This window comes from Streptococcus sp. CL6.22 (assembly GCF_049738055.1).
In the GTDB taxonomy this organism is placed as follows: domain Bacteria; phylum Bacillota; class Bacilli; order Lactobacillales; family Streptococcaceae; genus Streptococcus; species Streptococcus mitis_DJ.
On record NZ_JBKOTV010000017.1, the window covers coordinates 1 to 23,068 of the forward strand.

General features: G+C 38.6%; 24 protein-coding genes, 2 pseudogenes and 2 other annotated features (1 of these 28 cut by a window edge). Of the genes and pseudogenes, 10 read left to right on the top strand and 16 right to left on the bottom strand.

Going from position 1 to position 23,068, the window contains the following annotated elements:
• Positions 1-226: 226 nt before the first annotated feature.
• The 4 genes from ACLNCW_RS08840 to ACLNCW_RS08855 all read left to right on the top strand — a co-directional run bounded on the left by ACLNCW_RS08840 (position 227) and on the right by ACLNCW_RS08855 (position 3,486).
• Positions 227-658 carry an Rrf2 family transcriptional regulator gene (locus ACLNCW_RS08840; RefSeq protein WP_000379854.1) on the top strand — a complete coding sequence of 144 codons (432 nt, stop codon included), beginning with the start codon at positions 227-229 and terminating at the stop codon, positions 656-658.
• Between the two features lie 90 nt (positions 659-748).
• A complete protein-coding gene (locus ACLNCW_RS08845; protein WP_424846076.1) occupies positions 749-1,756 on the top strand; it encodes an NADP-dependent oxidoreductase in 1,008 nt (335 codons plus the stop codon).
• 13 nt (positions 1,757-1,769) lie between these two features.
• Entirely contained in the window at positions 1,770-2,606 is an 837-nt protein-coding gene (locus ACLNCW_RS08850; protein WP_261051626.1) for an alpha/beta fold hydrolase, read from the top strand.
• A gap of 1 nt (position 2,607) precedes the next feature.
• Entirely contained in the window at positions 2,608-3,486 is an 879-nt protein-coding gene (locus tag ACLNCW_RS08855; protein ID WP_424846078.1) for an SDR family NAD(P)-dependent oxidoreductase, read from the top strand.
• Between the two features lie 64 nt (positions 3,487-3,550).
• Here the strand turns inward: ACLNCW_RS08855 and ACLNCW_RS08860 are convergent, their stop codons facing one another.
• The 6 genes and pseudogenes from ACLNCW_RS08860 to mgaSpn form a co-directional block, all read right to left on the bottom strand.
• Entirely contained in the window at positions 3,551-4,870 is a 1,320-nt protein-coding gene (locus tag ACLNCW_RS08860; RefSeq protein WP_424846080.1) for a glycoside hydrolase family 32 protein, read from the bottom strand.
• Positions 4,871-4,879: 9 nt separating this feature from the next.
• Positions 4,880-5,725, bottom strand: a complete 846-nt coding sequence (locus tag ACLNCW_RS08865; RefSeq protein ID WP_000819520.1) for a carbohydrate ABC transporter permease — start codon at positions 5,723-5,725, stop codon at positions 4,880-4,882.
• 1 nt (position 5,726) lies between these two features.
• Entirely contained in the window at positions 5,727-6,629 is a 903-nt protein-coding gene (locus ACLNCW_RS08870; RefSeq protein ID WP_000032530.1) for a carbohydrate ABC transporter permease, read from the bottom strand.
• 95 nt (positions 6,630-6,724) lie between these two features.
• Positions 6,725-8,035, bottom strand: a complete 1,311-nt coding sequence (locus ACLNCW_RS08875; protein ID WP_001225466.1) for an ABC transporter substrate-binding protein — start codon at positions 8,033-8,035, stop codon at positions 6,725-6,727.
• 126 nt (positions 8,036-8,161) lie between these two features.
• Positions 8,162-9,157 (bottom strand): LacI family DNA-binding transcriptional regulator, encoded by a 996-nt coding sequence (locus ACLNCW_RS08880; RefSeq protein ID WP_261051620.1) that lies wholly within the window; start codon positions 9,155-9,157, stop codon positions 8,162-8,164.
• Between the two features lie 360 nt (positions 9,158-9,517).
• Positions 9,518-10,995 (bottom strand): annotated as a pseudogene (gene mgaSpn / locus ACLNCW_RS08885) (virulence factor transcriptional regulator MgaSpn).
• 369 nt (positions 10,996-11,364) lie between these two features.
• Between mgaSpn and ACLNCW_RS08890 the strand changes: the two are divergent.
• From ACLNCW_RS08890 to ACLNCW_RS08910, 5 genes are all read left to right on the top strand, one after another.
• Positions 11,365-11,601 (top strand): GlsB/YeaQ/YmgE family stress response membrane protein, encoded by a 237-nt coding sequence (locus ACLNCW_RS08890; protein WP_414340712.1) that lies wholly within the window; start codon positions 11,365-11,367, stop codon positions 11,599-11,601.
• An 83-nt stretch (positions 11,602-11,684) separates the two neighbouring features.
• Entirely contained in the window at positions 11,685-12,257 is a 573-nt protein-coding gene (gene amaP / locus ACLNCW_RS08895; RefSeq protein ID WP_020901648.1) for an alkaline shock response membrane anchor protein AmaP, read from the top strand.
• Between the two features lie 11 nt (positions 12,258-12,268).
• Positions 12,269-12,439 (top strand): DUF2273 domain-containing protein, encoded by a 171-nt coding sequence (locus ACLNCW_RS08900; protein ID WP_120718571.1) that lies wholly within the window; start codon positions 12,269-12,271, stop codon positions 12,437-12,439.
• A 58-nt stretch (positions 12,440-12,497) separates the two neighbouring features.
• Complete coding sequence (locus ACLNCW_RS08905; protein ID WP_020901646.1) at positions 12,498-13,106, top strand: Asp23/Gls24 family envelope stress response protein; 609 nt, start codon at positions 12,498-12,500, stop codon at positions 13,104-13,106.
• Between the two features lie 30 nt (positions 13,107-13,136).
• Entirely contained in the window at positions 13,137-13,340 is a 204-nt protein-coding gene (locus tag ACLNCW_RS08910; protein ID WP_004262234.1) for a CsbD family protein, read from the top strand.
• Positions 13,341-13,449: 109 nt separating this feature from the next.
• On the opposite strand, the pseudogene ACLNCW_RS08915 reads toward ACLNCW_RS08910, so the two are convergent.
• A pseudogene (locus ACLNCW_RS08915) lies at positions 13,450-13,721 on the bottom strand (transposase); the annotation flags it as partial.
• Between the two features lie 39 nt (positions 13,722-13,760).
• Positions 13,761-14,216, bottom strand: a complete 456-nt coding sequence (locus ACLNCW_RS08920) for a GNAT family N-acetyltransferase (protein ID WP_414302934.1) — start codon at positions 14,214-14,216, stop codon at positions 13,761-13,763.
• 69 nt (positions 14,217-14,285) lie between these two features.
• On the opposite strand from ACLNCW_RS08920, the gene ACLNCW_RS08925 reads away from it, so the two are divergent.
• Positions 14,286-14,945 carry a prepilin peptidase gene (locus ACLNCW_RS08925; protein ID WP_261096339.1) on the top strand — a complete coding sequence of 220 codons (660 nt, stop codon included), beginning with the start codon at positions 14,286-14,288 and terminating at the stop codon, positions 14,943-14,945.
• Here the strand turns inward: ACLNCW_RS08925 and trpA are convergent.
• The 8 genes from trpA to trpB (ACLNCW_RS08965) all read right to left on the bottom strand — a co-directional run bounded on the left by trpA (position 14,917) and on the right by trpB (ACLNCW_RS08965) (position 22,896).
• The gene (trpA, locus tag ACLNCW_RS08930; RefSeq protein ID WP_261043802.1) at positions 14,917-15,693 is read right to left on the bottom strand and encodes a tryptophan synthase subunit alpha; all 777 of its coding nucleotides are present in this window, start codon (positions 15,691-15,693) and stop codon (positions 14,917-14,919) included. The two genes, ACLNCW_RS08925 and trpA, sit on opposite strands and share 29 nt — an antisense overlap.
• On the bottom strand, positions 15,686-16,909 hold the full coding sequence (gene trpB / locus ACLNCW_RS08935) for a tryptophan synthase subunit beta (RefSeq protein ID WP_218493660.1): 1,224 nt from the start codon (positions 16,907-16,909) through the stop codon (positions 15,686-15,688). The genes trpA and trpB (ACLNCW_RS08935) overlap by 8 nt, the downstream gene beginning before the upstream one ends.
• A complete protein-coding gene (locus tag ACLNCW_RS08940) occupies positions 16,887-17,486 on the bottom strand; it encodes a phosphoribosylanthranilate isomerase (protein WP_218493661.1) in 600 nt (199 codons plus the stop codon). The genes trpB (ACLNCW_RS08935) and ACLNCW_RS08940 overlap by 23 nt, the downstream gene beginning before the upstream one ends.
• Positions 17,473-18,240: an indole-3-glycerol phosphate synthase TrpC gene (gene trpC, locus ACLNCW_RS08945; RefSeq protein ID WP_424846093.1), complete on the bottom strand. Its 768-nt coding sequence runs from the start codon at positions 18,238-18,240 to the stop codon at positions 17,473-17,475. Before trpC ends, ACLNCW_RS08940 begins: the two co-directional genes overlap by 14 nt.
• Positions 18,237-19,241: an anthranilate phosphoribosyltransferase gene (gene trpD, locus ACLNCW_RS08950; RefSeq protein WP_102211401.1), complete on the bottom strand. Its 1,005-nt coding sequence runs from the start codon at positions 19,239-19,241 to the stop codon at positions 18,237-18,239. The genes trpC and trpD overlap by 4 nt, the downstream gene beginning before the upstream one ends.
• A 10-nt stretch (positions 19,242-19,251) precedes the next feature.
• Positions 19,252-19,818 carry an aminodeoxychorismate/anthranilate synthase component II gene (locus tag ACLNCW_RS08955; protein WP_000601916.1) on the bottom strand — a complete coding sequence of 189 codons (567 nt, stop codon included), beginning with the start codon at positions 19,816-19,818 and terminating at the stop codon, positions 19,252-19,254.
• Positions 19,815-21,176, bottom strand: coding sequence for an anthranilate synthase component I (gene trpE, locus ACLNCW_RS08960; RefSeq protein WP_070526726.1), 1,362 nt, complete (start codon positions 21,174-21,176; stop codon positions 19,815-19,817). Before trpE ends, ACLNCW_RS08955 begins: the two co-directional genes overlap by 4 nt.
• Positions 21,177-21,495: 319 nt before the next feature.
• Positions 21,496-21,721 (bottom strand) — a binding site (T-box leader).
• Positions 21,718-22,896, bottom strand: coding sequence for a tryptophan synthase subunit beta (gene trpB / locus ACLNCW_RS08965; RefSeq protein ID WP_410011601.1), 1,179 nt, complete (start codon positions 22,894-22,896; stop codon positions 21,718-21,720). (Overlaps the previous feature by 4 nt.)
• A gap of 66 nt (positions 22,897-22,962) precedes the next feature.
• Positions 22,963-23,068, bottom strand: a binding site (T-box leader) (it continues 120 nt past the right edge of the window).

Genomic DNA, 23,068 nt, shown 5'->3' on the forward strand with positions numbered 1-23,068 from the left:
ACAACAGGAAAAAGCCTTGATTTACAAGGCTTTTTTGTGTATCTGTTCTACTTTTGGTCAACTAATGGATATCAACGGTATAATTTTATGAACACCCTTCCCAGACAGCTCTAATCTGATTGCACTCAAAATTTTTTAAAATTTAAAACAAAAGACTTGCTTTTCTTTTAATTTATGTTATACTTGTTCTTGTATCTGATACAAGTTTATTAAGAGAGGGATTCATATGGATACAAAATTCTCAGTTGCTTTGCATATCTTAACAATGATTAGTGAAAGCAAGGAAACCTTAAGTTCTCAAGCACTAGCTATTAGTGTTGGGACTAACGCTAGTTACATTCGAAAAGTGATTGCCTTATTGAAAAATGCAGATTTGATTCATTCCCAGCAAGGAAAAACAGGTTATCAACTCAGTAAGTCTCCAAAGAAAATGACTTTACTAGAGATCTACTATGCTACTCAAGAAATCAATCACATTAGTTTATTCCCTGTTCATCAAAATAGCAATCCTGATTGCCCTGTTGGAAAACATATCCAAGGAGCAGTTTCACCGCTTTTCGCTAGTGCCGAATCTCAATTAGAGAAGGAATTAGCAAATCAAACTTTAGAAGATGTCATTGACAATCTATATAAACAAGCTAAACAAGTCCGAAACTGATTTGATAACAAGTCAGTTTTTACTGGAAACAACATATACTTGTATTAGATACAAGTATATAGTTATATAAAAAAAGAAAAGAGAAATCACATGAAAGCCGCACAACACACTACTTATAACAAAAAGAATATCACACTGAACATCACAGAATTCGCTAAACCAAGTATTACAGACAAACAAGTCTTGGTGAAAGTATCCGCAGCCGGAGTTAATCCTCTCGATAACATGATCTCTCGTGGTGAGGTTAAGATGATTGTTCCTTACAAACTTCCTCAAACTGCAGGTAATGAGGTCGTTGGAATCGTTGAAAGCATTGGCAAGAAAGTTAACAACTTTCAGGTAGGAGATCGTGTCTTTGGCCGTCTGCCACTTGATCATATCGGCGCCTTTGCAGAATACCTAGCTGTCGATAGCCAAGCCTTAGCCAAGGTTCCAGACTATCTATCAGACGAGGAAGCTGCTACTGTACCTTTGACTGCCTTGACTATCATGCAGGCTCTTGACCTCATGGGCGCTCAAGCTGGGAAAACGATCTTTATTTCTGGTGGTACTGGAGGTGTCGGTGGCATGGCCATTCCGATTGCCAAGGCCAAAGGTTTGAAGGTCATTACCAACGGTTCTGGAGATAGTGCTGAGCGTGTCTTGAAACTAGGAGCAGATAGATTTATCGATTACAAAACAGAGGATTATACAAAAACTGTTAGCCAGGTGGATTATGTCCTCGATACTCTCGGTGGAGCTGAAACTGAAAAACAAATGTCTATCATGAAAAAAGGTGGTCATCTTGTTTCCCTTCGTGCCATGCCAAACGGTGCCTTTGCCAAACGCATGAATCTACCAAAATGGAAACAGATTATTCTTGGCTTAGCAGGTCGCAAATTTGATAAGATGGCTGACAAATACGGCGTCCACTACCATTTTATCTTTGTAGAAAGCAATGGCGCTCAATTACAAGAGGTAGCTGACCTCTTTAGTAAATTAGAAATCAAACCCTCTATCGATACAGTCTTCTATCCATTTGAAGAGGTAAATATCGCCTTAGACAAGGTCGCTAATGGTCGCTCACGTGGAAAAACAGTTCTCAGCTTTAAGAAATAAAAAGGAAAACACAATGTCATATATTACTACAAAAAATCAATACATCACTGTCCAAGGAAATCAAATTGCCTATCGCGAACTTAGTAAAGGCAAATCAAAACTACCTCTTCTGATGCTGGTTCATTTGGCAGCAACTCTCGATAACTGGGATCCTAAACTCTTAGACCTGATTACTGAAAAGCACCATGTCATTGTAGTCGATCTTCCTGGAGTAGGAGCCAGTCAAGGCAAAGTTGCTCCGACTATTCCTGGAATGGCTGAGCAGACAATTGACTTTATAAAAGCGCTTGGTTACGATAAAATCAATCTTCTTGGCCTTTCTATGGGAGGTATGATTGCCCAAGAAATCATCCGAATAAATCCTAATCTAGTCAATCGTTTGATTTTGGCTGGAACAGGACCTCGAGGTGGAAAAGAGGTCGATAGGATCACAGGGAAAACCTTTAGTTTTATGTTTAAAGCGGGACTCGAGCGCATCGATCCTAAACGCTATATCTTCTATAATCATGATGAACAAGGGAAAATTGAAGCTTTGAAAGTCCTCGGACGAATGGGGATGAGAACAAAGGAATTTGCGGATAAAGACATGAACCTATCAGGATTCCTAACTCAACTCAAAGCTATTAAACGTTGGGGGAAAGAGCCTCAAGACGACCTAAAATTTATCACCCAAGCAACCTTAATCGTCAACGGGGATAAGGATATGCAGGTTCCGACGGAAAATTCTTACGATATGCATGAGAAAATAAAAGATAGCAAGCTGATTATCTATCCAAATGCTGGTCACGGTTCGATCTTCCAATATGCAGACGAATTTTCAACAGAACTAATAGCTTTCTTAGAGGACTAATATGGTCAAAACAATTCTGATTACAGGTGCTACTGACGGTATCGGTAAACATTTAGCAAAGAAATTCGCCAGCCAAGGCCATCATATCATCCTCCATGGTCGAAATCCTCAGAAACTTGAGCTGGCACTTCAAGAGGTTCGCGCAATTTCCTTGAGAGGCCGAGTTTCTAGCTACTTGGCAGATTTTTCTAAATTAGATGATATTTATCGATTTGTAGAGGACATCAAGCGAGACTTTCAAAGTATTGATGTCTTGTTTAACAATGCAGGCCTGTATGCTGGAAAAGAACGAAAAGCGAGTGCTGAAAATGTCGAGTTAACCTTTATGTTATCTGTTCTGGCTCCCTATATTTTAACAACTGAGCTAAGTCCCTTGTTAGAAAAAGCAGCTGACGGCCGTGTCATTAATACTTCTTCCTATATGCATCATTTTGCCAAGGTCAAGGATTTAGACTTTGGATTTGAGAACAACTATAATCCCGGATTGGCCTATAATAATTCCAAACTTTACACTATTTGGATGACACGCTACCTGGCAAGAGACTTCTTTTTAAGAGGTTCAAGCATCACCATCAATGCCTACCATCCAGGCTTGATTTCAACCAACTTAGGGAATGATTCCAGTGATGAAAAGACGAAAAAGTCTCTCTTCGGACGCTTGATGAAGTCATTTCCCAAAAATCTAGACGAGGGAATTGAGACAGGTTACTATCTTACATTGTCAGAAGAAATCACTGGTCTGACTGGCTACTATTTTGATGAGAAGAAAGTGAAATCTGTATCTGAAAAAGGCTATACTTTTGAGAAAGCTCAAGATTTAATCACTTACTGTAACGATAAAATTGAGTTATTTAAACAGAAATATGCTCTGCTTAATTAGAAAAAAGTTCTCTTTCCATTTTACTAGAAAGAGAACTTTTTCTTTAGGAGAAATAACTTAATTTTTAATCAATTCGTGATAGCTCAGCTGGCGCTGTTAAGTAATAAGTTGCAGTCAAGCTTGCTTCGCCTTGATTGACAAAAATCTCGATGGAATTTTTATCTAGAACAACTTCCAATTCTTTAGCTTCAATATCCACATACCGTCGACTAGTGTCCTGCTCTTCTTCACCTAGAATTTTTTGAACAAGATGGCTACGATCAATGTAAACTTGCTGCGCATTACTGTCATAACCAAATTCAAGATAATCTGTATCATTTCCTAAGTGGTAATGACAATCTTTATCTATTTGGATTTGATATTGGCCTTTTTTAACAGGGAATTGTCTTAGTTTGCCATCTTCCAATCTTAGAATTCTAGGTAAAGTCATGGCACATGCCCATTTGTGTTCTTGGTCATGGGTTGGAAGGGTACGCCCCCATGTCTGCATCCAAGCAATCAGGATACGACGATTTTGATCGTCCAACAATGTTTGAGGCGCATAGAAGTCTTGGCCATGATCAATTTCTTGAACTGATTCTGGGATAAAGCGTTTTTCTCCCCAATCTACCTTACCCGTGAACAAAACCGATGAGTTGATGTTATGATATGAGTCTCCTTCACGCTGATAACGCATGGGTGACATAATAAGGCAATCTTTCCCATCTAACTCAAAGTAATCTGGGCATTCCCACATAAAGCCTTGGTGTTCTACCCCTTTTAAAAAGATGGATTCGAACCGCCATTCTACTAGGTTATCGGACCCTAGTAGAACGATACAGCCCACATTATCCTTGTGTTTGGCAGCTACTACGGAGTAATAGCGTCCATCTTTTTCAAAGAGTTTTGGATCACGGAAATCAGCTGCAATTAACTCATCTGGCAAGTCTGCTCCAGTTGCAACTGGATTTTGTTCAATCTTTTCAAAGTGAATCCCGTCATCTGAAAATGCCATATTTTGCACTTGACGAATACCTGTTTCTTCTTCGATATGCCCAGTATACATGAGCCAGAGGCGATCATCCTTGACAATGGCAGAGCCTGAGAAGCAACCATTTCGGTCATAATCTTGGTCAGGAGCAAGTGCCACCGGCAAGTGCTCCCAAGTCACCAAGTCCTCACTTTTAGCATGACCCCAGTGCATAGGTCCCCAAACACTATCATAAGGATAGAATTGATAAAAGAGATGGTATTCTCCACGAAAATAGACAAATCCATTTGGATCATTGATCCAGCCAATCTCAGCTGAAAAATGTTCTTCAGGCTTATATTGAGTATTTACAAGATGTTTATTTTCTGCTATAAAACGATTGGCTTTTTCTACTGTAAATGTTTTATTTATCATAAGTATATCCTATTTTATTCCAGTTCCGGAACCACCCAGACCTTGAACAATATATTTCTGAGCGACTACATAGACCAAAATCAACGGAATCGTTGAAATAGTTAATACAGCCATTACCTGATTGATATAAACTGGTTGAGTTGTATTAATAGTTGTAATTGCAACCTGCATTGAAAATTTAGAAGAATCTGTCAAAACCATCAATGGCCAAATATAATCATTCCAGCTTGAAATAAATGATAAAACACCAACTGTAGCAACTGCAGGTTTAGACATTGGAAGCATAATTCTAAAGAAAATTCTAACGATACTTGCTCCGTCCATCTTTGCAGACTCAAGAATCTCTTCTGGAATTGCAATAAAGAAATTCCTAAATAAGTAAATATTAAATACACTCGCCAATCCTGGAATAATAACTGCAAGACGATTATTGACCAAACCTAAGGAATTGATAATGGTAAATTGTGGAATTAACACAGTTTCTACTGGAATAATAAGTAAAGCAAGTAAGAAACCAAATAAAATTTTCTTACCTGAAAAATTTACTTTTGCAAAAGCGAAACCGGCCAGTGCATTGACAATAATAGAACCAATAGCAAACGTTCCAGCATAAAAAATGCTGTTCCCTAGATATGTAAAAATACTAAAGCGCTCAAATACTTCCTGATAAGGTTTAAACCAATCAGCGGGATTTAAACTTGGTAAGAAGGCTTGCCAACTAGTCAAATTTTTATAAACATCCGCTTCTGGCTTCATAGCTGAAACTACCATCCAAACCATAGGAAAAAGGAAGAGTCCTGCCAATAAAGTTAACAGAATATATTCTAAGATTGTTGTTGGTTTAAATCGTTTCATCTTAGTCATCCTCCTTCAGAACGCGACGTTGTACTAAGCTAATCATACCAATTAACGTTGTAAATACTAAAGCGATTGAGCTAGAATATCCTACAAGACGATCAGTAAAACCTTGTTGATAAATATAGTACACCATAGTAATTGTTGAGTTTAATGGCCCACCTTGCGTCATAACCATTGGTTGTACAATCAGCTTAAAAGCAGAAATTAAAGTTGTTAACAATACAAACAGTGCTGTTGGTTTTAGTAGGGGCATCGTGATATAACGAAACTGAGCCCATTTTGAGAATCCATCCAATTCAGCAGCTTCATATACATCTTGTGGAATATTCTGCATTCCTCCTAAAAATAAAAGCATCTGATAACCTGCACCCTGCCAAGCAGAAACAAAAACAATTGCATACATAGCTTGTTTAGGACTAGTCAAGAAAGGTTGAGAAGCAATACCTACCTTATTTAAAATAGCATTTAATAAGCCACTATTTGGATTTAAAAGATAAAGCCAAAGAATAGAAATAACTACCAAGGACATGACAACTGGAGCAAAAAAAGCCACTTTAAAAAACATATTCCCTTTGCGCTTTTTATTAACAATCAAAGCCATTCCTAAGGCTGCTCCCAATTGAACTGGAATAATCCAAACAACAAATTTCAACGTATTCAAGAAGCTCTTTAAGAAAATCGGATCCTTTATTAATCGAATAAAATTTTCAAGTCCAACAAATTTTCTTTCATCTGGTGTCAACAAATAATAATCTGTAAAAGCGTAATAAATGACCATTCCAACTGGAATTACTAAAAAGATACCTAATAAAATTAAAGCTGGAGCTAAAAAACTATAACCTAGTATGTTATCCTTTATTTTTTCACGTCTTTTTGTATCCACAACAGTTTCTTTACTCATATCCATCTCCTTTAATCATATATATCAAACTAGGCTATTAACAAGAAAGGGGAAGGTAGTTCCAAATATTTTCCTTCCTCCTTCCTTTTTACAGATTATTTGAGTGACTGATCAATAGCAGTTTGCATTTCTTTTGTACGAGTATCCAAGACTTTTTGCACATTTGGATTTTCTTCATAATAGCTAATATCTTGCATTGCTTGTTGAAAAGCTCGAGAAACCTGAGGATATGCTACGACAACTGGGCGAGCATGAGCTGTTTTTGAATTTTGTTCCATCAAGAAACGCATTGGTTCGGTCACTTTATCTTTGATATTTTCAATTGTAGATTTACGAATCGGAAGGACCGAATTCCCCAAGCTAATAATTTCACTTGATTCTGTATTTGTAGCAAATTTAACAAATTCAGATGCTGCCTCTTTTTTATCAGATTTTGTCGTAACAGCTAATTGCCAACTACCTGAAGGGGATACTAATTTTTTCGTCTTACTAGATACTGGGTAAGGAAGGATACCAAAATCAATATCTTTGTAGTTTGTATTCATGTCAGCAATCGTCCAAGAACCACTCAAAAGCATTGGATACTCTCCTGTTTCAAAACCTTTTTCGACTGGACTAACAGTTGTGTAACCTTCTTTTACAAGATTTTGAATGAATTGAACTGCTTCTACACTCTCTTTTGAGTTGAAGTATCCTTCTGCCTTTGTTCCATCTTCGTTTACGACAGAACCATTATTTGACCAAATCAACGGCATATAAGCATATGGTAACATTTCATCGTTTGAATTAATACGAAAATCAATTGCCGGTTTGTTATAATGATCTTTCAATTTTTTAGCAATCGTATTAAATTCATCCCATGTCCATGGTTTTTCTAGCGTTGGAAGCTCTGATTCCGCAATTCCGGCCTCTTTGAACATTTTTTTGTTGTAATAAACACCAACATTCGATTCAGAAAATCCAAATGCATAGAATTTGCCATCATAAGTTCCTTGTTGTTTAATACTGTCCAAAACATCATCCATATTATTATCTTTTAGATAATCATCTAGCGGAGTAATCACTTTAGATTTTGCATAAGCTGCCGTATTTGGTCCATCAAGGGTAATAACATCTGGAAGACTATTAGTCGTGATAGCAGCATTAACCTTGTCTTCATATCCTCCACCACTACCACTACGAGGAATATACTCAGTTACAACCTTGTACTTACTTTTTCCTGATTGATTAAAGTTATCAACAACTTTTTGCCAAGCTTTTCCTTCATTGGTTTCGTCAGAGAATTGTACCCAGACTTTAATATCATTTGAAGAACTCGCTTGTTTTGAGTTAGTTCCTCCACTACAACCTGCAAGTATAGCTAACGATAGCCCCGCAACAACAGATAACATTGTACCTTTACGCATATTTTTCCTCCTTTTTGAAACGTTTCATTTTTCATTTATTTTTAAACAAGTTTTTCAACTTGTTTTTGAAACGTTTCATTTATAGTTTATATTATAACAGCGCTTTCATTTTTTGTCAAGTGCTGTTTAAATTTTTTTTGTTGTTTTATCTCCCCAAAAATATGTGGGAATTACGATTCGTTTTTCTAGAATCTCTTCTCGCTTAATCATTTTCAGTATCATTGCAACAGATTCTTTTGCCATCATACCAATATCTTGAACTATTGTAGACACTAGATAAGATTGATCGACAGAAGTTTTTAAACCATCAAACCCAATTATCTGGTAATCATCAGGTGCTATTTTCCCCAGTTCTTTCATAACACTAATAACTCTCAGAGCCATCATATCATTTATTGTAAATATACCATCAATTTCTTTATGAGATTGCAAAAAAATTCTTATCTGATCTTCAGGATTTATTAAAGGTTCTTTCATTTCAAAATTATAGACATCTACTCCTAATTCCTTAGCTTTTTCTCTGAATCCTTTACTTCTGAGTATAGTCTCATTCTCATACATATTAATTGAACCAATAAAAGCAAGGTGCTTATTATCCCTTCTAACCAGTTCCTCTGCTGCAGTTTGTCCTCCTTTGTAATTTGCTGAAGTAACATAGCATACATTTTCCGAAAAATGTCTATCTATACTTACAAACGGTAAATCAGATAAAATATATTTGTCAATATCAGAATATGTAATACCAATAATTCCATCCACTTTATTTTGTTTCAACATTTCGATATATTCGATTTCATTTTGTGAATCACTATCAGCGTTACAAATAAATAATTTATAATTATATTTTAATAACTCTTTCTCAACATGATAGGCAAACTCCGAGAAAAATGGATGCCATATGCTCGGAATAATCAAAGCGATAGTTTCTGTTCTATTCTTTTTCATACCTCGAGCATAATTATCAGGGATATAGTCTAATGTTTTTATAGCCCTTTGAACTTTCCTTAAAGTTACTTCTTTAATGCCTTTTTCTTTATTAATCACACGTGAAACTGTTCCAACACTAACTCCTGCTTCTAAAGCAACATCTTTCATGGTAATTGATTTTTTTCGTTCTACCATATTATCACCTCCTTTCAATATATAGTATCATGCAAACGTTTTTTTGGCAACTATTTCTCAATCATTTTTGGCCAGATCATTTATCCCATCATTAATAAAATCACTCCAATTAGCTTTTGAAAATACTTCAATTTTCATGTGTAAACATCTACATAAAACAGGAAAAACCTTGGAATCAAGGCTTTTTCGTATCTTCTACAAAAAAAGCAAGAGTTTTAGAAGGCTATGAATTTAGATGTACATTTTGCTTAAATGATTGAAGGTCTTTTCTTAATAAAAACACCCCAAAAATTAGATTTTTTCTGTCTAACTTTTGAGGTACAGTTCAAAACGCGAAATAGCATTTTTTATTTTAGGTTACTAATCTAATCGAATAAACATCATGGCATTTAACAAAGATATGAGTGAGACCGTGTTTATATTATTTGAATAGATCAGTCTCTTATTTTCAATCGGAGGAATAATAAAATTAGAAATGATGATATCATAAGGCGATTCTTCTAAAGATTCCTTTGATAATTCTAATTCAGTCCAAACTTCAAGTTCAAAATTGTTGCTGCAATAATAAGAAAGTGTCTCTGCAACGGATTTTGCATGATACTGATCAAAATTACTCATAACCAGAACCTTCAGCTTTGGCTGATTTTGTAGTAGATTAAGCACCAAATGTTTGGTATGAGTGATGAAGGTATAAGATAGATGATTTACCATCATTGAACTAGAACAAACTTCAAGAGTCTCTAAATAATGAGAAAGCTCTTTTTTTACATCTAAAACAAATTTAGGAAAAATATTTTGAAAGTTCCTGATTGTATTCCCTTTTTGATCAAATAAAATAAACTCAGTGGACAACTCTTGACGATACAGATGTGCGGTATTATGCAGATGCCAAATCAGATTATCCTTATTCTCAATCTCAATCTGATACTTGACTGAAATCTGATCAATAAAATCACTCAATAGATGGTAAGATTTTTCAACATAGCTATCCTTTTTTATACATTTCATAAAGAGGCTTTCATCTATGAAAAACATTTTTTGAAAGTAAGACACAAATAATTGGCAAACAACTTCTTCATCTAAAGAGATATTGTATTCTAATTCAAAATTCTTAGCAACACCTTCTATTCCTTCTGCCTGCATTAAAAAATCCAAACTTTGATCGTTAAAAGAGTCTTTCTCTACTTCCATGAAATGACCAAACTTTATTCTATATAGGTTCGTAACTAGGAGCAATTTTAGCATTCTATGAGTTGACAAATTCATTGGAAAGCTTGTTTCCTTATAAACCAATTCTAGCAATTGAGACAAGGGCTCTGACGAAAAATTTTCAAATGGCCATTCTAGGAAATAATATTTTTCTGAAAAATATTGTGCAAAAAAGTAACGAATGTCTCTCTCATTTCCAATGATTTGTACAGGAGCCAGACTGATTTCAAATTGAAATTGCTTTTTAATCACTTTATTGATTTGGCTAATAATACGATAGAGCGAAGATAAACTGATATAAAATTCTTTACAAATACTTTCAGCTTGACAACCTTCATTAAAAAAGATAAATTCTAAAATCGAAAAATGAGTTGAATGCTTAAAGAAATGATGGTAAACCATTTCAATATCACTATCATCGGTATTAATAATGCGTATACCATTAGTAGAAGAATGAAAAATCAAGTCAGGAAAAGCAGATTTAACATTAGATAGATCATCTTTGACTGCACGTTCTGTACAATTTAGTAACTCTGCTAGTTCAGAATGATGAAACCATCGTTTATGTTCAAATAATAATTCTAATAATTCTAATTGCCTATGACTTTTTTAGATAATAAATCTCTCATGAATGTCTTTCTCTCTTTATGAATTATCGGATTAAACCTCTTGCAATTATACCACAAAGAATAGGTATAGCATGATATAACGACTTTTCCTAAAATCTTTTATTTCGTATAATAACACTACGGGAGCAATATATAAACAATTTTCTTATTTTACCGTCTATTGAGGGCGTAAATACAGAATCAAATTCAAGTCGAAAGATTATATTTTTAATTTTAAAAATTATATAATAACCAAAATAATTGATTTTTTTATATTAAAATTATATAATAAGCAAAATAATTGATTATTTTATATTAAAATTATATAATAGCGATAATCAAAGGAATTGATTTATTTTTTGATATTAAAATAAAAAAGGAGGGTAAGCAATATTGTGGTCAATCATTGCTGGAGGTCTTATTGTACTTGTAGCAGGTAGAATCACTAAAAAAGGTAGTTCTATGGGAATCGTCGCAAATGTATTCGCTGGTTTAGTCGGGTCATCTGTAGGACAATCCCTCTTAGGTAGTTGGGGCCCATCCATCGCTGGAATGGCTTTGATTCCATCTATTGCAGGAACAGCAATTGTTGTTACTGTAGTATCATTCTTTACAGGTAGAAAGTAAACTTTTCGCCAGTAAAGTTAGCAAACTATTTTTAAATCAATGACGAGAAAAATAGTTTAAATGTTAAATCGAAAGGATTGTATATGTCAAAAGCAAAGAAAATATGTTTCATTATTTTCTGTATTTTAATCTTGACAATTTTCCTTCCTGTTTTGATAGATTATCATCAAGTTAGTGATCTAGGCATTCAGCTATTTAGCTGGAGACAGAATCATTTCGTTGAATTCTATCTCTCTAGATATATATTCTGGGGGATAGTGGCTCTATCAACTTTAGTTTTGTTATCGATGTTAGTTGTGTTGTTTTATCCTAAACGTTATTTGGAAATTCAACTTGAAACTAAAAATGATACATTAAAATTAAAGAATTCTGCAATCGAAGGTTTTGTTAGAAGTTTGGTAAGTGATCATGGATTGATCAAGAACCCAACTGTTCATGTAAATTTACGAAAAAATAAATGTTTCGTTCATGTAGAAGGTAAAATTCTTCCTTCGGACAACATCGCTGACAGATGCCAACTAATTCAAAATGAAATAACTAATGGATTGAAGCAGTTTTTTGGTATTGAGCGTCAGGTTAAACTAGAAGTTCTAGTAAAAGACTACCAGCCTAAACCAAAACCTCAAAACAAAAAGACTGTTAGTCGTGTGAAGTAAGGAAGTAAAAAATGGAATGGCTTAAACAATATCGATATCCAATTATCGCTGGTCTCATAGGCGTATTTCTCGCTTGTTTGATTATCTCCTTTGGCTTCTTCAAAACAATATTTGTATTGATTTTAGGAGCACTGGGAGTTGCAGCTGGATTATATATCGAAAAAAACTATATAGATAGATAAATACATAAATAAATAAATAAATAAATAAAAATTACTAATTTAATCAAAGGAGTTTCATATGTCAAACGAAAAAAACATTAACACTAACGTAGAAAAGAAAGATGCTACTGCTGTAGCTCACGAAATCAAAGGGGAACTTACTTACGAAGATAAAGTTATCCAAAAAATCATTGGTCTGTCACTAGAAAACGTTTCAGGTCTTTTGGGAATCGACGGTGGTTTCTTCTCAAATCTTAAAGAAAAAATCATTAACAGCGATGACGTAACAAGTGGTGTTAACGTAGAAGTTGGTAAAACACAAGTTGCAGTTGACTTAAACGTTATTGTTGAGTACCAAAAAAATGTTCCAGCTTTATATTCAGAAATCAGAGAAATCGTATCTTCAGAAGTTGCTAAAATGACTGACTTGGAAGTTGTTGAAATCAACGTAAACGTTGTCGACATCAAAACTAAAGAACAACATGAAGCAGACTCAGTAAGCCTTCAAGATCGCGTATCTGACGTTGCTGAATCAACAGGAGAATTCGCTTCAGAACAATTCGAAAAAGCTAAAGCTGGTCTTGGATCTGGTTTCTCAACTGTTCAAGAAAAAGTTAGCGAAGGTGTAGAAGCTGTTAAAGGTGCAACAACTGGTGTAGTATCTCACGAAAAAACTCGTGTAAACTAAGATAAAATAAATATAACAGGAGAAATTATCATGTCAGTAGAAGAAAAATTAAATCAGGCTAAAGGTTCTATTAAAGAAGGTGTTGGAAAAGCCATCGGTGATGAAAAAATGGAAAAAGAAGGAGCAGCTGAAAAAGTTGTTTCTAAAGTAAAAGAAGTTGCTGAAGATGCCAAAGACGCTGTAGAAGGTGCTATCGAAGGTGTTAAAAACATGTTGAGTGGCGACAATAAATAAGGCTAAAAGTTACTTTATCTTTTTAGTAACATTAGTCAAAAGAGTCTGAGTTAAGATGATTCTCAGAAAATAAAAAGCTAGAGATTTCCAATTGCGGAACTCTAGCTTTTTAATTTTGCCTCTTTCTCTTATTATATTTCAGAAGGTTGTTGACCATGAGTACAAATCCCATGTCAATTCTCACTTTACGCTTACCTCTCAGATGACATCTCTTATAACCAAGCAAACCTTTATCTGCCCAAAGACAGATTTCATATCAATCTTACGTTTAGCGAAAATTTGTCTACCCTTGAAAGATAAAAGTGCCTGATATTCTTTAGTTTTTAAACACCGGTAACGTTCATTCACATACAGTCCCTTTTGAGGGGCTGATTCAGGTTCATAATCGCAGTCAACATTGATTTCAAGGATATTTGCTTTCTATCTCCCCTTTTTCATGATGTATTTTCGTATAGGTGTTTCAACCATCTGAACGATTTCAAATCCTTCTTTTCGGTAAAGATTCTGAGCTCTTTGATTTGCCTCGTAGACGTTTAGAGAAATACTATCTATGTCTTCATTCTCAAAGGCCAAACTAACAAATTTCCTCAAAGCCTGGCTACCTAAGCCCTGCCCTTGTTTCTGGGGATTGATTAAGAAGCGTCCGATATGAAGATTACTGTCTTCTAGCCTGATTTTCTGGATAAGCCCGACAAACTCTGGTCCATCAAAGATAGAAAAGATTCCTTCCAAATCTTGCAAGACTTGAATTGTCAAGGGAAAAGGAATCATTGTTCCCATCCATTGTTCTTGAAAGGATTTGCCAAGAGAGTTGGACCATTGGCATACGAATTGAGCGTTTTCTGTGCTCACCTTTTCTTCAAAACGAATTGTCATCTTGACCTCACCATCTTATCTATGTTTCTCCATTATACTACTTCTCCCAATTTTTACGAATAGATAAGTATGATTAATTTTTATTTTTTTCTTGTCGGGAGCATTCTCGCTTCCTTTCTTGGTTTAGTCATTGACCGTTTTCCTGAGCAATCCATTATCAGTCCAGCCAGTCACTGCGATTCTTGTCAGATTCGCTTGCGTCCCTTAGATTTGATTCCTATTCTCTCGCAGGTGCTCAATCGCTTTCGCTGTCGCTACTGCAAGGCTCCTTATCCAGTCTGGTATGTCCTCTTTGAACTAGGCTTAGGACTTATCTTTCTGCTTTACTCTTGGGAATTGCTTCCCTTGGGGCAAGTCATCCTAATCACTGCGGGTTTGACCTTGGGGATCTACGACTTGCGCCATCAGGAATACCCCTTACTGGTCTGGATTGTCTTTCATCTACTCCTAATGGTCTGCTCTGGTTGGAATCTAGTCATGGTCTTCTTCCTTGTCCTTGGAATTTTGGCGCATTTTATCGATATCCGCATGGGGGCAGGGGATTTCCTCTTTCTGGCTTCTTGTGCTCTCGTCTTTAGCGTAACCGAATTATTGATCTTGATTCAGTTCGCTTCTGCTACAGGGATTCTTGCCTTTCTCCTACAAAAGAAAAAGGAAAGACTTCCTTTCGTGCCTTTCCTCTTACTTGCTGCTTGTGTGATTATTTTTGGTAAGCTACTGCTTGTTTGATAAAGTCCTCAATCGGCTCTCCTTGGTGGAGGGCTTTTACAATTTTCGAACCAACGATAACACCATCTGACACCGCATTGAAGCGTTCAACATCAGCTTGACTAGATACGCCAAATCCTGTCAATACTGGGATGTCGGCCACTTGATGCAATTGTGCCAAGTGCTTGTCCAAGTCTGCGCGATAATTGCCAGATTTCCCTGTCACTCCATTGATAGCAACGGCATAGACAAAGCCTTCTGCCCCTTTAATCAACTCTTTCTGGCGCTCAATCCCTGTGGTCAAGCTTACTAAAGGAATCAAGGCGATGTCTGTGTCTGCCAGAAATGGTTCTACAAAGTTGGCATGCTCATGAGGCAGGTCTGGGATAATCAAGCCCTTAACCGCTGTATCTGCCAAATCTTTGACAAAATTCTCCACACCGTACTGAAAGAGGGGATTAAAGTAGGTCATGATGACAAGTGGTACTTCTGTTTCAATGGTTTTCAAGGTTTCAACCAAAGCTTGTGTCGAAGTACCATGAGCTAGACTGCGCAAGCCAGCTTCTTCGATAACAGGTCCGTCTGCAACTGGATCTGAAAAGGGAATGCCCACTTCAATGGCAGAGACACCCAAATCTTCTAAAAAGTGGATTGTTTCTCCGAGTCCATCCAAACCTTTCTCATGGTCTCCAGCCATGATATAGGGAACAAAAATTCCTTTCCCAGCTGCTTTAATAGCGTTCAATTTTTCTGTTAATGTCTTAGGCATGATCTTCTCCCTTCTTTGCTGCGTCTGCTTCCAAGCGATTTTTAACTTGAACCACATCCTTGTCTCCACGACCTGATAGACAAACAATCATGGATTTGTCTGGTCCCAGTTCTTTGGCCAATTTCACCGCAAAGGCGATAGCATGACTAGATTCTAAGGCTGGGATAATTCCTTCCACACGAGACAAGAGTTGGAATCCTTCCAAGGCTTCTTCGTCAGTCACAGGAACATAGCTGGCACGTTTAATATCGTGGTAGTGAGAATGTTCTGGACCGATACCAGGATAGTCCAAACCTGCTGAGATAGAGAAGGCTTCAAGAATTTGACCATGGGCATCTTGGAGCACATCCATAAGGGAACCGTGAAGAACACCTGGACGACCCTTGGTCAAGGTTGCTGCGTGGTGCTCTGTATCCACACCAAGTCCTGCTGCTTCAGCTCCATACATAGCTACAGACTCATCTTCCACAAATGGATGGAAGAGACCGATGGCATTAGAACCACCACCAACACAGGCTACTAGGGCATCTGGCAAATCTTGACCTGTCAAGTCGCGGTACTGTTGTTTAGCTTCTCGACCGATGACACTTTGGAAGTCACGAACGATTTCTGGGAAAGGATGAGGCCCCAAGGCAGAACCTAGGATATAGTGAGTATCATCGATATTGGCCACCCATGAACGAAGGGCTGCATTGACCGCATCCTTGAGCACGCGCGAACCATCTGTCACTGACTCAACCTTTGCTCCCAAAAGCTCCATACGGAACACATTAAGGGCTTGGCGTTTAACATCCTCTTCACCCATATAGATAGTACATTCCATGTTAAAGAGGGCTGCAGCTGTTGCAGTTGCCACACCGTGCTGACCAGCACCTGTTTCTGCGATAATTTTCTTTTTACCCATGCGTTTGGCAAGCAAAACTTGTCCCAAGGCATTGTTAATCTTGTGGGCTCCTGTATGGTTAAGGTCTTCCCGTTTGAGATAAATCTTGGCTCCGCCAATATGCTGGGTCAAATTTTTTGCATAGTAAAGAGGAGTTTCACGTCCCACGTACTGACGCAAGAGTTGGTTTAATTCCTCTTGGAAACTTGGATCTGCCTGACTTTCACGGTAGGCCTTCTCCAACTCCAAAACTGCTGTCATCAATGTTTCTGGGACGAAACGTCCTCCGAATTTTCCGTAAAATCCATCTTTATTTGGTTCCTGATATGCCATGCTTTACCCTCTCTATAAATCTTCTAATCTTTTCATGATCTTTTTGTCCATCTGTCTCCACTCCGCTCGATACATCTACTGCATAGGGAGTAAAGTGTTGAATTGCTTGTACTACATTGTCTTCCTTAAGCCCACCTGCGATAAAGAAGGGCTGAGCGAGTCCAGTCGTATCCAGTTGAGCCCAGTCAAAGGTCTGTCCACTCCCAGCCACAGGAGCATCAAAGAGTAGATAGTCTGCCTGAGAATTGGGCACATGACCCTCTCCATCTACCTGCACAGCCTGAATGCTAGCACAAGGCAAATCCTCAAACACATCATCCGCCACCTGACCGTGAACTTGAACCAAGTCCAAGCTAACTTTATCAATGACTTCTAGCAGTTCTGCCCGACTTGGTGAAACAAATACCCCAACCTTTTTTACATCTGCAGGAATGATTTCAGCTAACTCGGAAGCCTGATCCAAGGTCACTTGTCTTTTACTAGGTGCAAAGACAAAACCGATGTAGTCCGCTCCTGCTGAAACGGCTGTTTCCACCGCTTCCTTGGTCGATAATCCGCAAATTTTAACCTTTGTCAATCTGCAACTCCTTGATTCTCTGGGCTACATCTTCTGCCTGCATGAGAGCTGTCCCTACTAAAATGCCGTTAAAGTATGGTGCTACTCGCTCTGCATCCTGCCCTGTGAAAATAGCCGATTCAGAAATATACAAGCAATCTTCTTTGAAGTGTTTTGCCAAGTCTACACTGGTCTGCAAGTCAACTTCAAAGGTGGTCAAGTTTCGGTTATTGACCCCAATAATCTGAGCCCCAAGTCTGTGAGCTACTTCTAGTTCAGCTAGATTGTGGGTTTCCACCAAGACTTCCAGACCAAGCTCTGTCGCGTAGTCGTAAAGTTCCTTGAGGCGTTCTTCTGACAAGGCAGCCACAATGAGCAAGATGACTGTCGCACCTGCATTGCGAGCTCGGATGATTTGTTTTTCATCGATGATAAAGTCCTTGTTGAGCGTTGGAATCTGTACCTGACTGGAAATCTCCCGTAGATAATCCAAATGACCTTTAAAGAAAGCCTCATCTGTCAAAACCGAAATCATCACTGCTCCGTTCGCTTCATAAGTCTGGGCCTGTTGCAAAATATCCACATTGAGATTGATATCTCCCAGACTAGGGCTAGCTTTCTTAACTTCAGCAATTACCTGCAAGCGGTCTTGATGATTCTTCAAAAAGTCAGCCAAGCGATAGGTCTGGCGCAGGGGCTGGATTTGCTCCATCTCCATTTGCTCGACCTCACGCGCCTTCTGCTCCAAGATTCGTGCTAAAAATTCCTGACTCATTTTTGGTACTCCTGTAACAGTCTGAGTTTTTCAAGGGCCTTGCCACTAGCAATCACTTGACGTGCCAAGGCAACTCCTTCCTTAATGCTAGCTACCTTACCATTAGCATAGAAACCAAGACCTGCATTTAAAACTGTAGTTTCCAAGAATGGACTTGGTTCGTTTTTAAGAACGCTGAGCAAAATTTCTGCATTTTCCTGAGCATTGCCTCCACGAATATCTTCGATAGCATAGCCTTCCATTCCCAAATCCTCTGGAGTAAAGCTTGACAAGGTGATTTCGCCATTTTCAAGAAGAGCAATCTTGGTTGTTCCGTTCAAACCAGCTTCATCCAGTCCTTCTGGCCCAGCAACCACGATGGCACGTTTGCGACCCATATTTTTCAAAACCTGAGCTGTACTTTCTAGAAGTTCTGGACGACTAATTCCAAGAAGCTGTGTTTCCAAGGCCATTGGGTGAATCAGGGGACCAGTCAAGTTCATAATGGTTGGAATTCCCAATTCCAAACGAGCTGGCATGATGTATTTCATTGCTGGGTGCATATTTTTAGCAAAGAGAAAGACGATTCCAGTTTTATCAAAGACCTTACCTAGTTCAGCTGGTTTGAGATCTAGGTTGATACCCAAGGCTTCGAGGACATCTGCAGAACCAGATTTAGAAGAAATCGAGCGGTTACCGTGTTTGGCCATGTGAACACCGCCACCAGCCAAGACAAAGGCTGCAGTTGTGGAAATGTTAAAGCTGAAGGATTTGTCTCCACCTGTACCACAGTTGTCCATGGCATCATGAATTTCAGTTGGAATGTGTTGGGCATGGCCTCTCATGACTTGAGCAATGGCTGTGCGCTCTTCAGGTGTTTCCCCCTTCATCTTAAGAGCCAAAAGGAGAGAAGCAATCTGCGCCTCCGTTACACGGCCAGTTACGATACGCTCAATGACATCCGTCATTTCCACACCTGATAAATTTTCAAATTTTGCTAGTTTTTCAATAATCTCTTTCATCCTAGTTTCCTCACTTTACAACCTTCTCGATAAAATTCCGAATAGAAGACAAGCCATCTGGCGTTCCAATGCTCTCTGGATGGTACTGGAAGCCATAAATCGGTAGATTTTTATGTTGAATTCCCATGATGGCTTGGTCATCAGTCGAACGAGCTGTCACTTCAAAGTCTTCTGGCATTTCTTCAATCAAAATACTGTGGTAACGCATGACTGCACGGCCATCCTCGATACCTTGATACAGAACAGATGGCGCTTCAAAGTTGATATTGCTCTGTTTCCCATGCATGACTTTGGGAGCCAAGCCTAGCTTACCGCCAAAGACTTCTGCGATAGCTTGGTGGCCCAAACAAATCCCAAGAATCGGCTTCTTGCCAGCAAAATCACGAATCATGTCTTCCATCTTTCCAGCATCAACTGGCCAACCAGGACCGGGCGAAAAGACCAGACCATCTGCTTTTCCAGCTTCTTCATACAGCCTGGGATCATCATTTCTCAAGACCTGAACTTCTGCAAAATTCCCAATGTATTGGGCCAAGTTATAAGTAAAAGAATCATAGTTGTCAATTAATAAAATCATGGTCTTAGTTCTCCAATTCTAGTCATAGATTTTGCTTTGTTAATGGTTTCTTGGTATTCGTTTTGGGCAATGGAGTCGTAGACAATCCCTGCCCCAGCCTGCACATAAGCTGTTTGATTTTTGAGAATCATCGTTCGGATGGCAATGGCGAAATCCATATCACCCGTCGCAGACAAGTAGCCGATTGCTCCTGCGTATACGCCACGTTTTTCTGTTTCCTGTTCATAAATGCGTCTCATCGCTCGAATCTTTGGTGCTCCTGAAACGGTTCCAGCAGGAAGTGTTGCTTTCAAAGCATCCATGGCAGTGAGTTCTGGAAGCAAACGCCCCTTGACCACACTGGTCAAATGCATGACATAACGGAAAAGCTCCACTTCCATATACTTAGTGACTTGGACACTGGCCGTTTCAGAGATGCGACCAATATCATTACGTCCCAAGTCTACTAACATCCGATGCTCTGCTGTTTCCTTCTCATCCGAAAGCAGGTCTGTCGCCAAATCCTTATCTTCTTCATCCGTAGCGCCTCTTGGTCGTGTCCCTGCAATCGGATTGGTTGTCACGATGCCATTTTTGACAGAAACCAAACTTTCTGGACTAGCTCCGATGATTTGATAATCCCCAAAATCATAGAAATAAAGGTAATTAGAAGGATTAGTCACGCGGAGATTTCTGTAGAAGTCAAATGGATTTCCAGTAACTTCTGCTGAGAAGCGCTGACTGAGTACACATTGGAACATATCGCCATTACGAATCAAGTCACGAGCTGTTTCCACCATTTCCTCAAACTTCTGAGGAGCGATATGGGGTTTGAAGTCCAGTGGAGATAGATCCAAGTCTTCAAATTCATTTGGAGCAGGAATGCGTAATTCCTCAAGCACTTGGTTCAAGGCTTCTTCCAAGTCTTCTTGGCTACGCTCACTATAAAGAGCATCCTCTATGACATGGATTTTTTCCTTCTTGTGGTCAAAGACCATGTAACTCTCATAGACGAAGAAATGCATGTCTGGAGTTCCAATTGTATCTTCAGGAATTTGACCAATTTCTTCATAAAGCGAAATCATATCGTAGCCAACAAATCCAATGGCTCCCCCACCAAAAGGTAGGTCTGAATGGTGCTGGTTCTTATGAGTCACTTCATAAAGGAAATCCAAGGGATCCCGATCAATCACTTGACCATTTTGATAAAGAACTCCATTTTCAAACTTAATCTCAAAAACTGGATTATAGGCTAAGATAGAAAAACGAGCGGTTTCCTTGTCTCTCGGAATACTTTCTAAAATAACCTTGTGTTGCCCCTTTAGACGCATATAAGCCAAGATTGGTGATAAGACATCTCCATGAATGATTCGTTCCATTGTAATTTCCCTTTCGATTTTTTTCTTTGTAGACTTTTAGTCTTGATTTATGATTTTTTTCTATTTCCCTTAAATAGTGCGGACGGGAGCAACTTTCTTCGAAATTTCATCCCTAATTTTTGAGCCTTAGGTCTCAAAAATTCCGTTCTAGAGAAGCATCTTTGCTTCTCTAGAATACCACTATGGCGGGAAATATCTTTTAAAAGCTCACTTCGTTCGCAAATTTTTTGTAGCAGTCTGTTTAATGATTAAAAATAATTTAAAACTGAATAACTGGACCTATAATAAATATATAAAAATCCCCACGCAAAACAACTTGCGTGAGGACGAAATTCGCGGTGCCACCTCAATTATAGGATTTCTCCTATCTCTCATTCCTGTCTCAGATACCTCCTGTAACAGGCTGTGCGATAAAGGGCACTCCCTTGAGAATTATGTTTTCTTCTCTCGTTTTAGATGGACCCAACCTTACAGTTTTCTCTGCTTGTTTCCAGCAACCACAAGCTCTCTGTGAGAGAAAGGAATGTAATTTTTCCATCTATTATTTTTTAGCTTCTAGGTAGTCTGCAATCGCAGCTACGTCCTTGTCTCCACGACCAGAGACATTGATGATGATAATCTCATTTTTACTTAGTTTTGGTGCACGTTTAACTGCTTCTGCAATAGCGTGTGAACTTTCAATCGCTGGGATAATTCCTTCTGTCTTGCTGAGAAGGAGCAGGGCTTGAACAGCTTCTTCATCCGTCGCAGCCACATATTCCACGCGACCTGAGTCTTTGAAGTAGGCGTGTTCTGGGCCAACACCTGGATAGTCCAAACCAGCTGAGATAGAGTAAACTGGAGCCAGCTCTCCATCTTCCTTAAAGACTGCATAGGTCTTCATTCCGTCGACAATTCCGATACTACCTTTTGTCATAGTAGCTGCGTGCTTGTCTGTATCAAGCCCATGCCCAGCAGCTTCAACCCCAACCAATTTGACTTCTTCATCAGCCACATACTGAGAAAAAGCACCGATGGCATTGGAACCACCACCTACACAAGCAATAACGTAGTCTGGTAAACGACCTTCTTTTTCTAAGATTTGACGGCGAGATTCTTCACTGATGACCTTTTGGAACTCGTGGACAATTGTAGGATAAGGGTGAGGACCTACAGCAGATCCCAGAACATAGAAGGCTTCAAGGTCATTCATCCATGCTCCAAAGGCTGCATCAACAGCATCCTTAAGAGTTCGTGTCCCCGTTTCAACTGCGTGAACAGTTGCTCCCATCATCTCCATACGGAAAACATTGAGACGTTGACGCTCCACATCTTCTGCTCCCATGTAGACATCACAAGCCATACCAAACTTGGCTGCAGCTGCTGCAGTCGCAACACCGTGCTGACCAGCTCCTGTCTCTGCGATAACCCGTTTTTTACCCATACGTTTAGCCAGAAGAATTTGCCCTAAAACGTTGTTGAGTTTGTGAGAACCAAGGTGGTTAAGGTCTTCGCGCTTGAGATAAATCTTAGCTCCACCTAAGTGGTCTGTCAAACTTTCCGCAAAATAGAGCGGTGTTTCGCGACCGGAATAGTCCTTCAAGTAATGGCGAAATTCTGCCAAAAACTCTGGATCATCCTTATACTTGTCAAATGTCACTTCCAACTCATCCAACAAAGCCTGAATCGGCTCCGGTACAAAACTACCACCAAATTGTCCAAAATAACCTTTAGTTGTCATAAAAATTTCCTCTTTCTGTATTGGTTCCAAGATATGAAAAAAGCCCACACACAGAAAATACTTCCATGTGAGGGCGTTGGTAACGCGGTGCCACCTCAATTATAAAGGGACTATCCCCCTTTACATCTCTGCCTTGTCTAACAACAAGTTGCACTGTAAGGTGTGCGCACCG

What these genes read in the sequence shown, in the direction of transcription:
- ACLNCW_RS08845 (WP_424846076.1), top strand. Translation starts at nt 749, where the DNA reads ATGAAAGCCGCACAACACACTACTTATAACAAAAAGAATATCACACTG.
- ACLNCW_RS08900 (WP_120718571.1), top strand. Translation starts at nt 12,269, where the DNA reads ATGGAATGGCTTAAACAATATCGATATCCAATTATCGCTGGTCTCATA.
- trpE (WP_070526726.1), bottom strand. Translation starts at nt 21,176, where the DNA reads ATGGAACGAATCATTCATGGAGATGTCTTATCACCAATCTTGGCTTAT.
- ACLNCW_RS08875 (WP_001225466.1), bottom strand. Translation starts at nt 8,035, where the DNA reads ATGCGTAAAGGTACAATGTTATCTGTTGTTGCGGGGCTATCGTTAGCT.
- ACLNCW_RS08870 (WP_000032530.1), bottom strand. Translation starts at nt 6,629, where the DNA reads ATGAGTAAAGAAACTGTTGTGGATACAAAAAGACGTGAAAAAATAAAG.
- trpD (WP_102211401.1), bottom strand. Translation starts at nt 19,241, where the DNA reads ATGAAAGAGATTATTGAAAAACTAGCAAAATTTGAAAATTTATCAGGT.
- ACLNCW_RS08855 (WP_424846078.1), top strand. Translation starts at nt 2,608, where the DNA reads ATGGTCAAAACAATTCTGATTACAGGTGCTACTGACGGTATCGGTAAA.
- amaP (WP_020901648.1), top strand. Translation starts at nt 11,685, where the DNA reads ATGTCAAAAGCAAAGAAAATATGTTTCATTATTTTCTGTATTTTAATC.
- ACLNCW_RS08880 (WP_261051620.1), bottom strand. Translation starts at nt 9,157, where the DNA reads ATGGTAGAACGAAAAAAATCAATTACCATGAAAGATGTTGCTTTAGAA.
- ACLNCW_RS08920 (WP_414302934.1), bottom strand. Translation starts at nt 14,216, where the DNA reads ATGACAATTCGTTTTGAAGAAAAGGTGAGCACAGAAAACGCTCAATTC.
- trpB (WP_218493660.1), bottom strand. Translation starts at nt 16,909, where the DNA reads ATGGCATATCAGGAACCAAATAAAGATGGATTTTACGGAAAATTCGGA.
- ACLNCW_RS08955 (WP_000601916.1), bottom strand. Translation starts at nt 19,818, where the DNA reads ATGATTTTATTAATTGACAACTATGATTCTTTTACTTATAACTTGGCC.
- trpC (WP_424846093.1), bottom strand. Translation starts at nt 18,240, where the DNA reads ATGAGTCAGGAATTTTTAGCACGAATCTTGGAGCAGAAGGCGCGTGAG.
- ACLNCW_RS08860 (WP_424846080.1), bottom strand. Translation starts at nt 4,870, where the DNA reads ATGATAAATAAAACATTTACAGTAGAAAAAGCCAATCGTTTTATAGCA.
- trpB (WP_410011601.1), bottom strand. Translation starts at nt 22,896, where the DNA reads ATGACAACTAAAGGTTATTTTGGACAATTTGGTGGTAGTTTTGTACCG.
- ACLNCW_RS08910 (WP_004262234.1), top strand. Translation starts at nt 13,137, where the DNA reads ATGTCAGTAGAAGAAAAATTAAATCAGGCTAAAGGTTCTATTAAAGAA.
- ACLNCW_RS08850 (WP_261051626.1), top strand. Translation starts at nt 1,770, where the DNA reads ATGTCATATATTACTACAAAAAATCAATACATCACTGTCCAAGGAAAT.
- ACLNCW_RS08865 (WP_000819520.1), bottom strand. Translation starts at nt 5,725, where the DNA reads ATGAAACGATTTAAACCAACAACAATCTTAGAATATATTCTGTTAACT.
- ACLNCW_RS08925 (WP_261096339.1), top strand. Translation starts at nt 14,286, where the DNA reads ATGATTAATTTTTATTTTTTTCTTGTCGGGAGCATTCTCGCTTCCTTT.
- trpA (WP_261043802.1), bottom strand. Translation starts at nt 15,693, where the DNA reads ATGCCTAAGACATTAACAGAAAAATTGAACGCTATTAAAGCAGCTGGG.
- ACLNCW_RS08840 (WP_000379854.1), top strand. Translation starts at nt 227, where the DNA reads ATGGATACAAAATTCTCAGTTGCTTTGCATATCTTAACAATGATTAGT.
- ACLNCW_RS08905 (WP_020901646.1), top strand. Translation starts at nt 12,498, where the DNA reads ATGTCAAACGAAAAAAACATTAACACTAACGTAGAAAAGAAAGATGCT.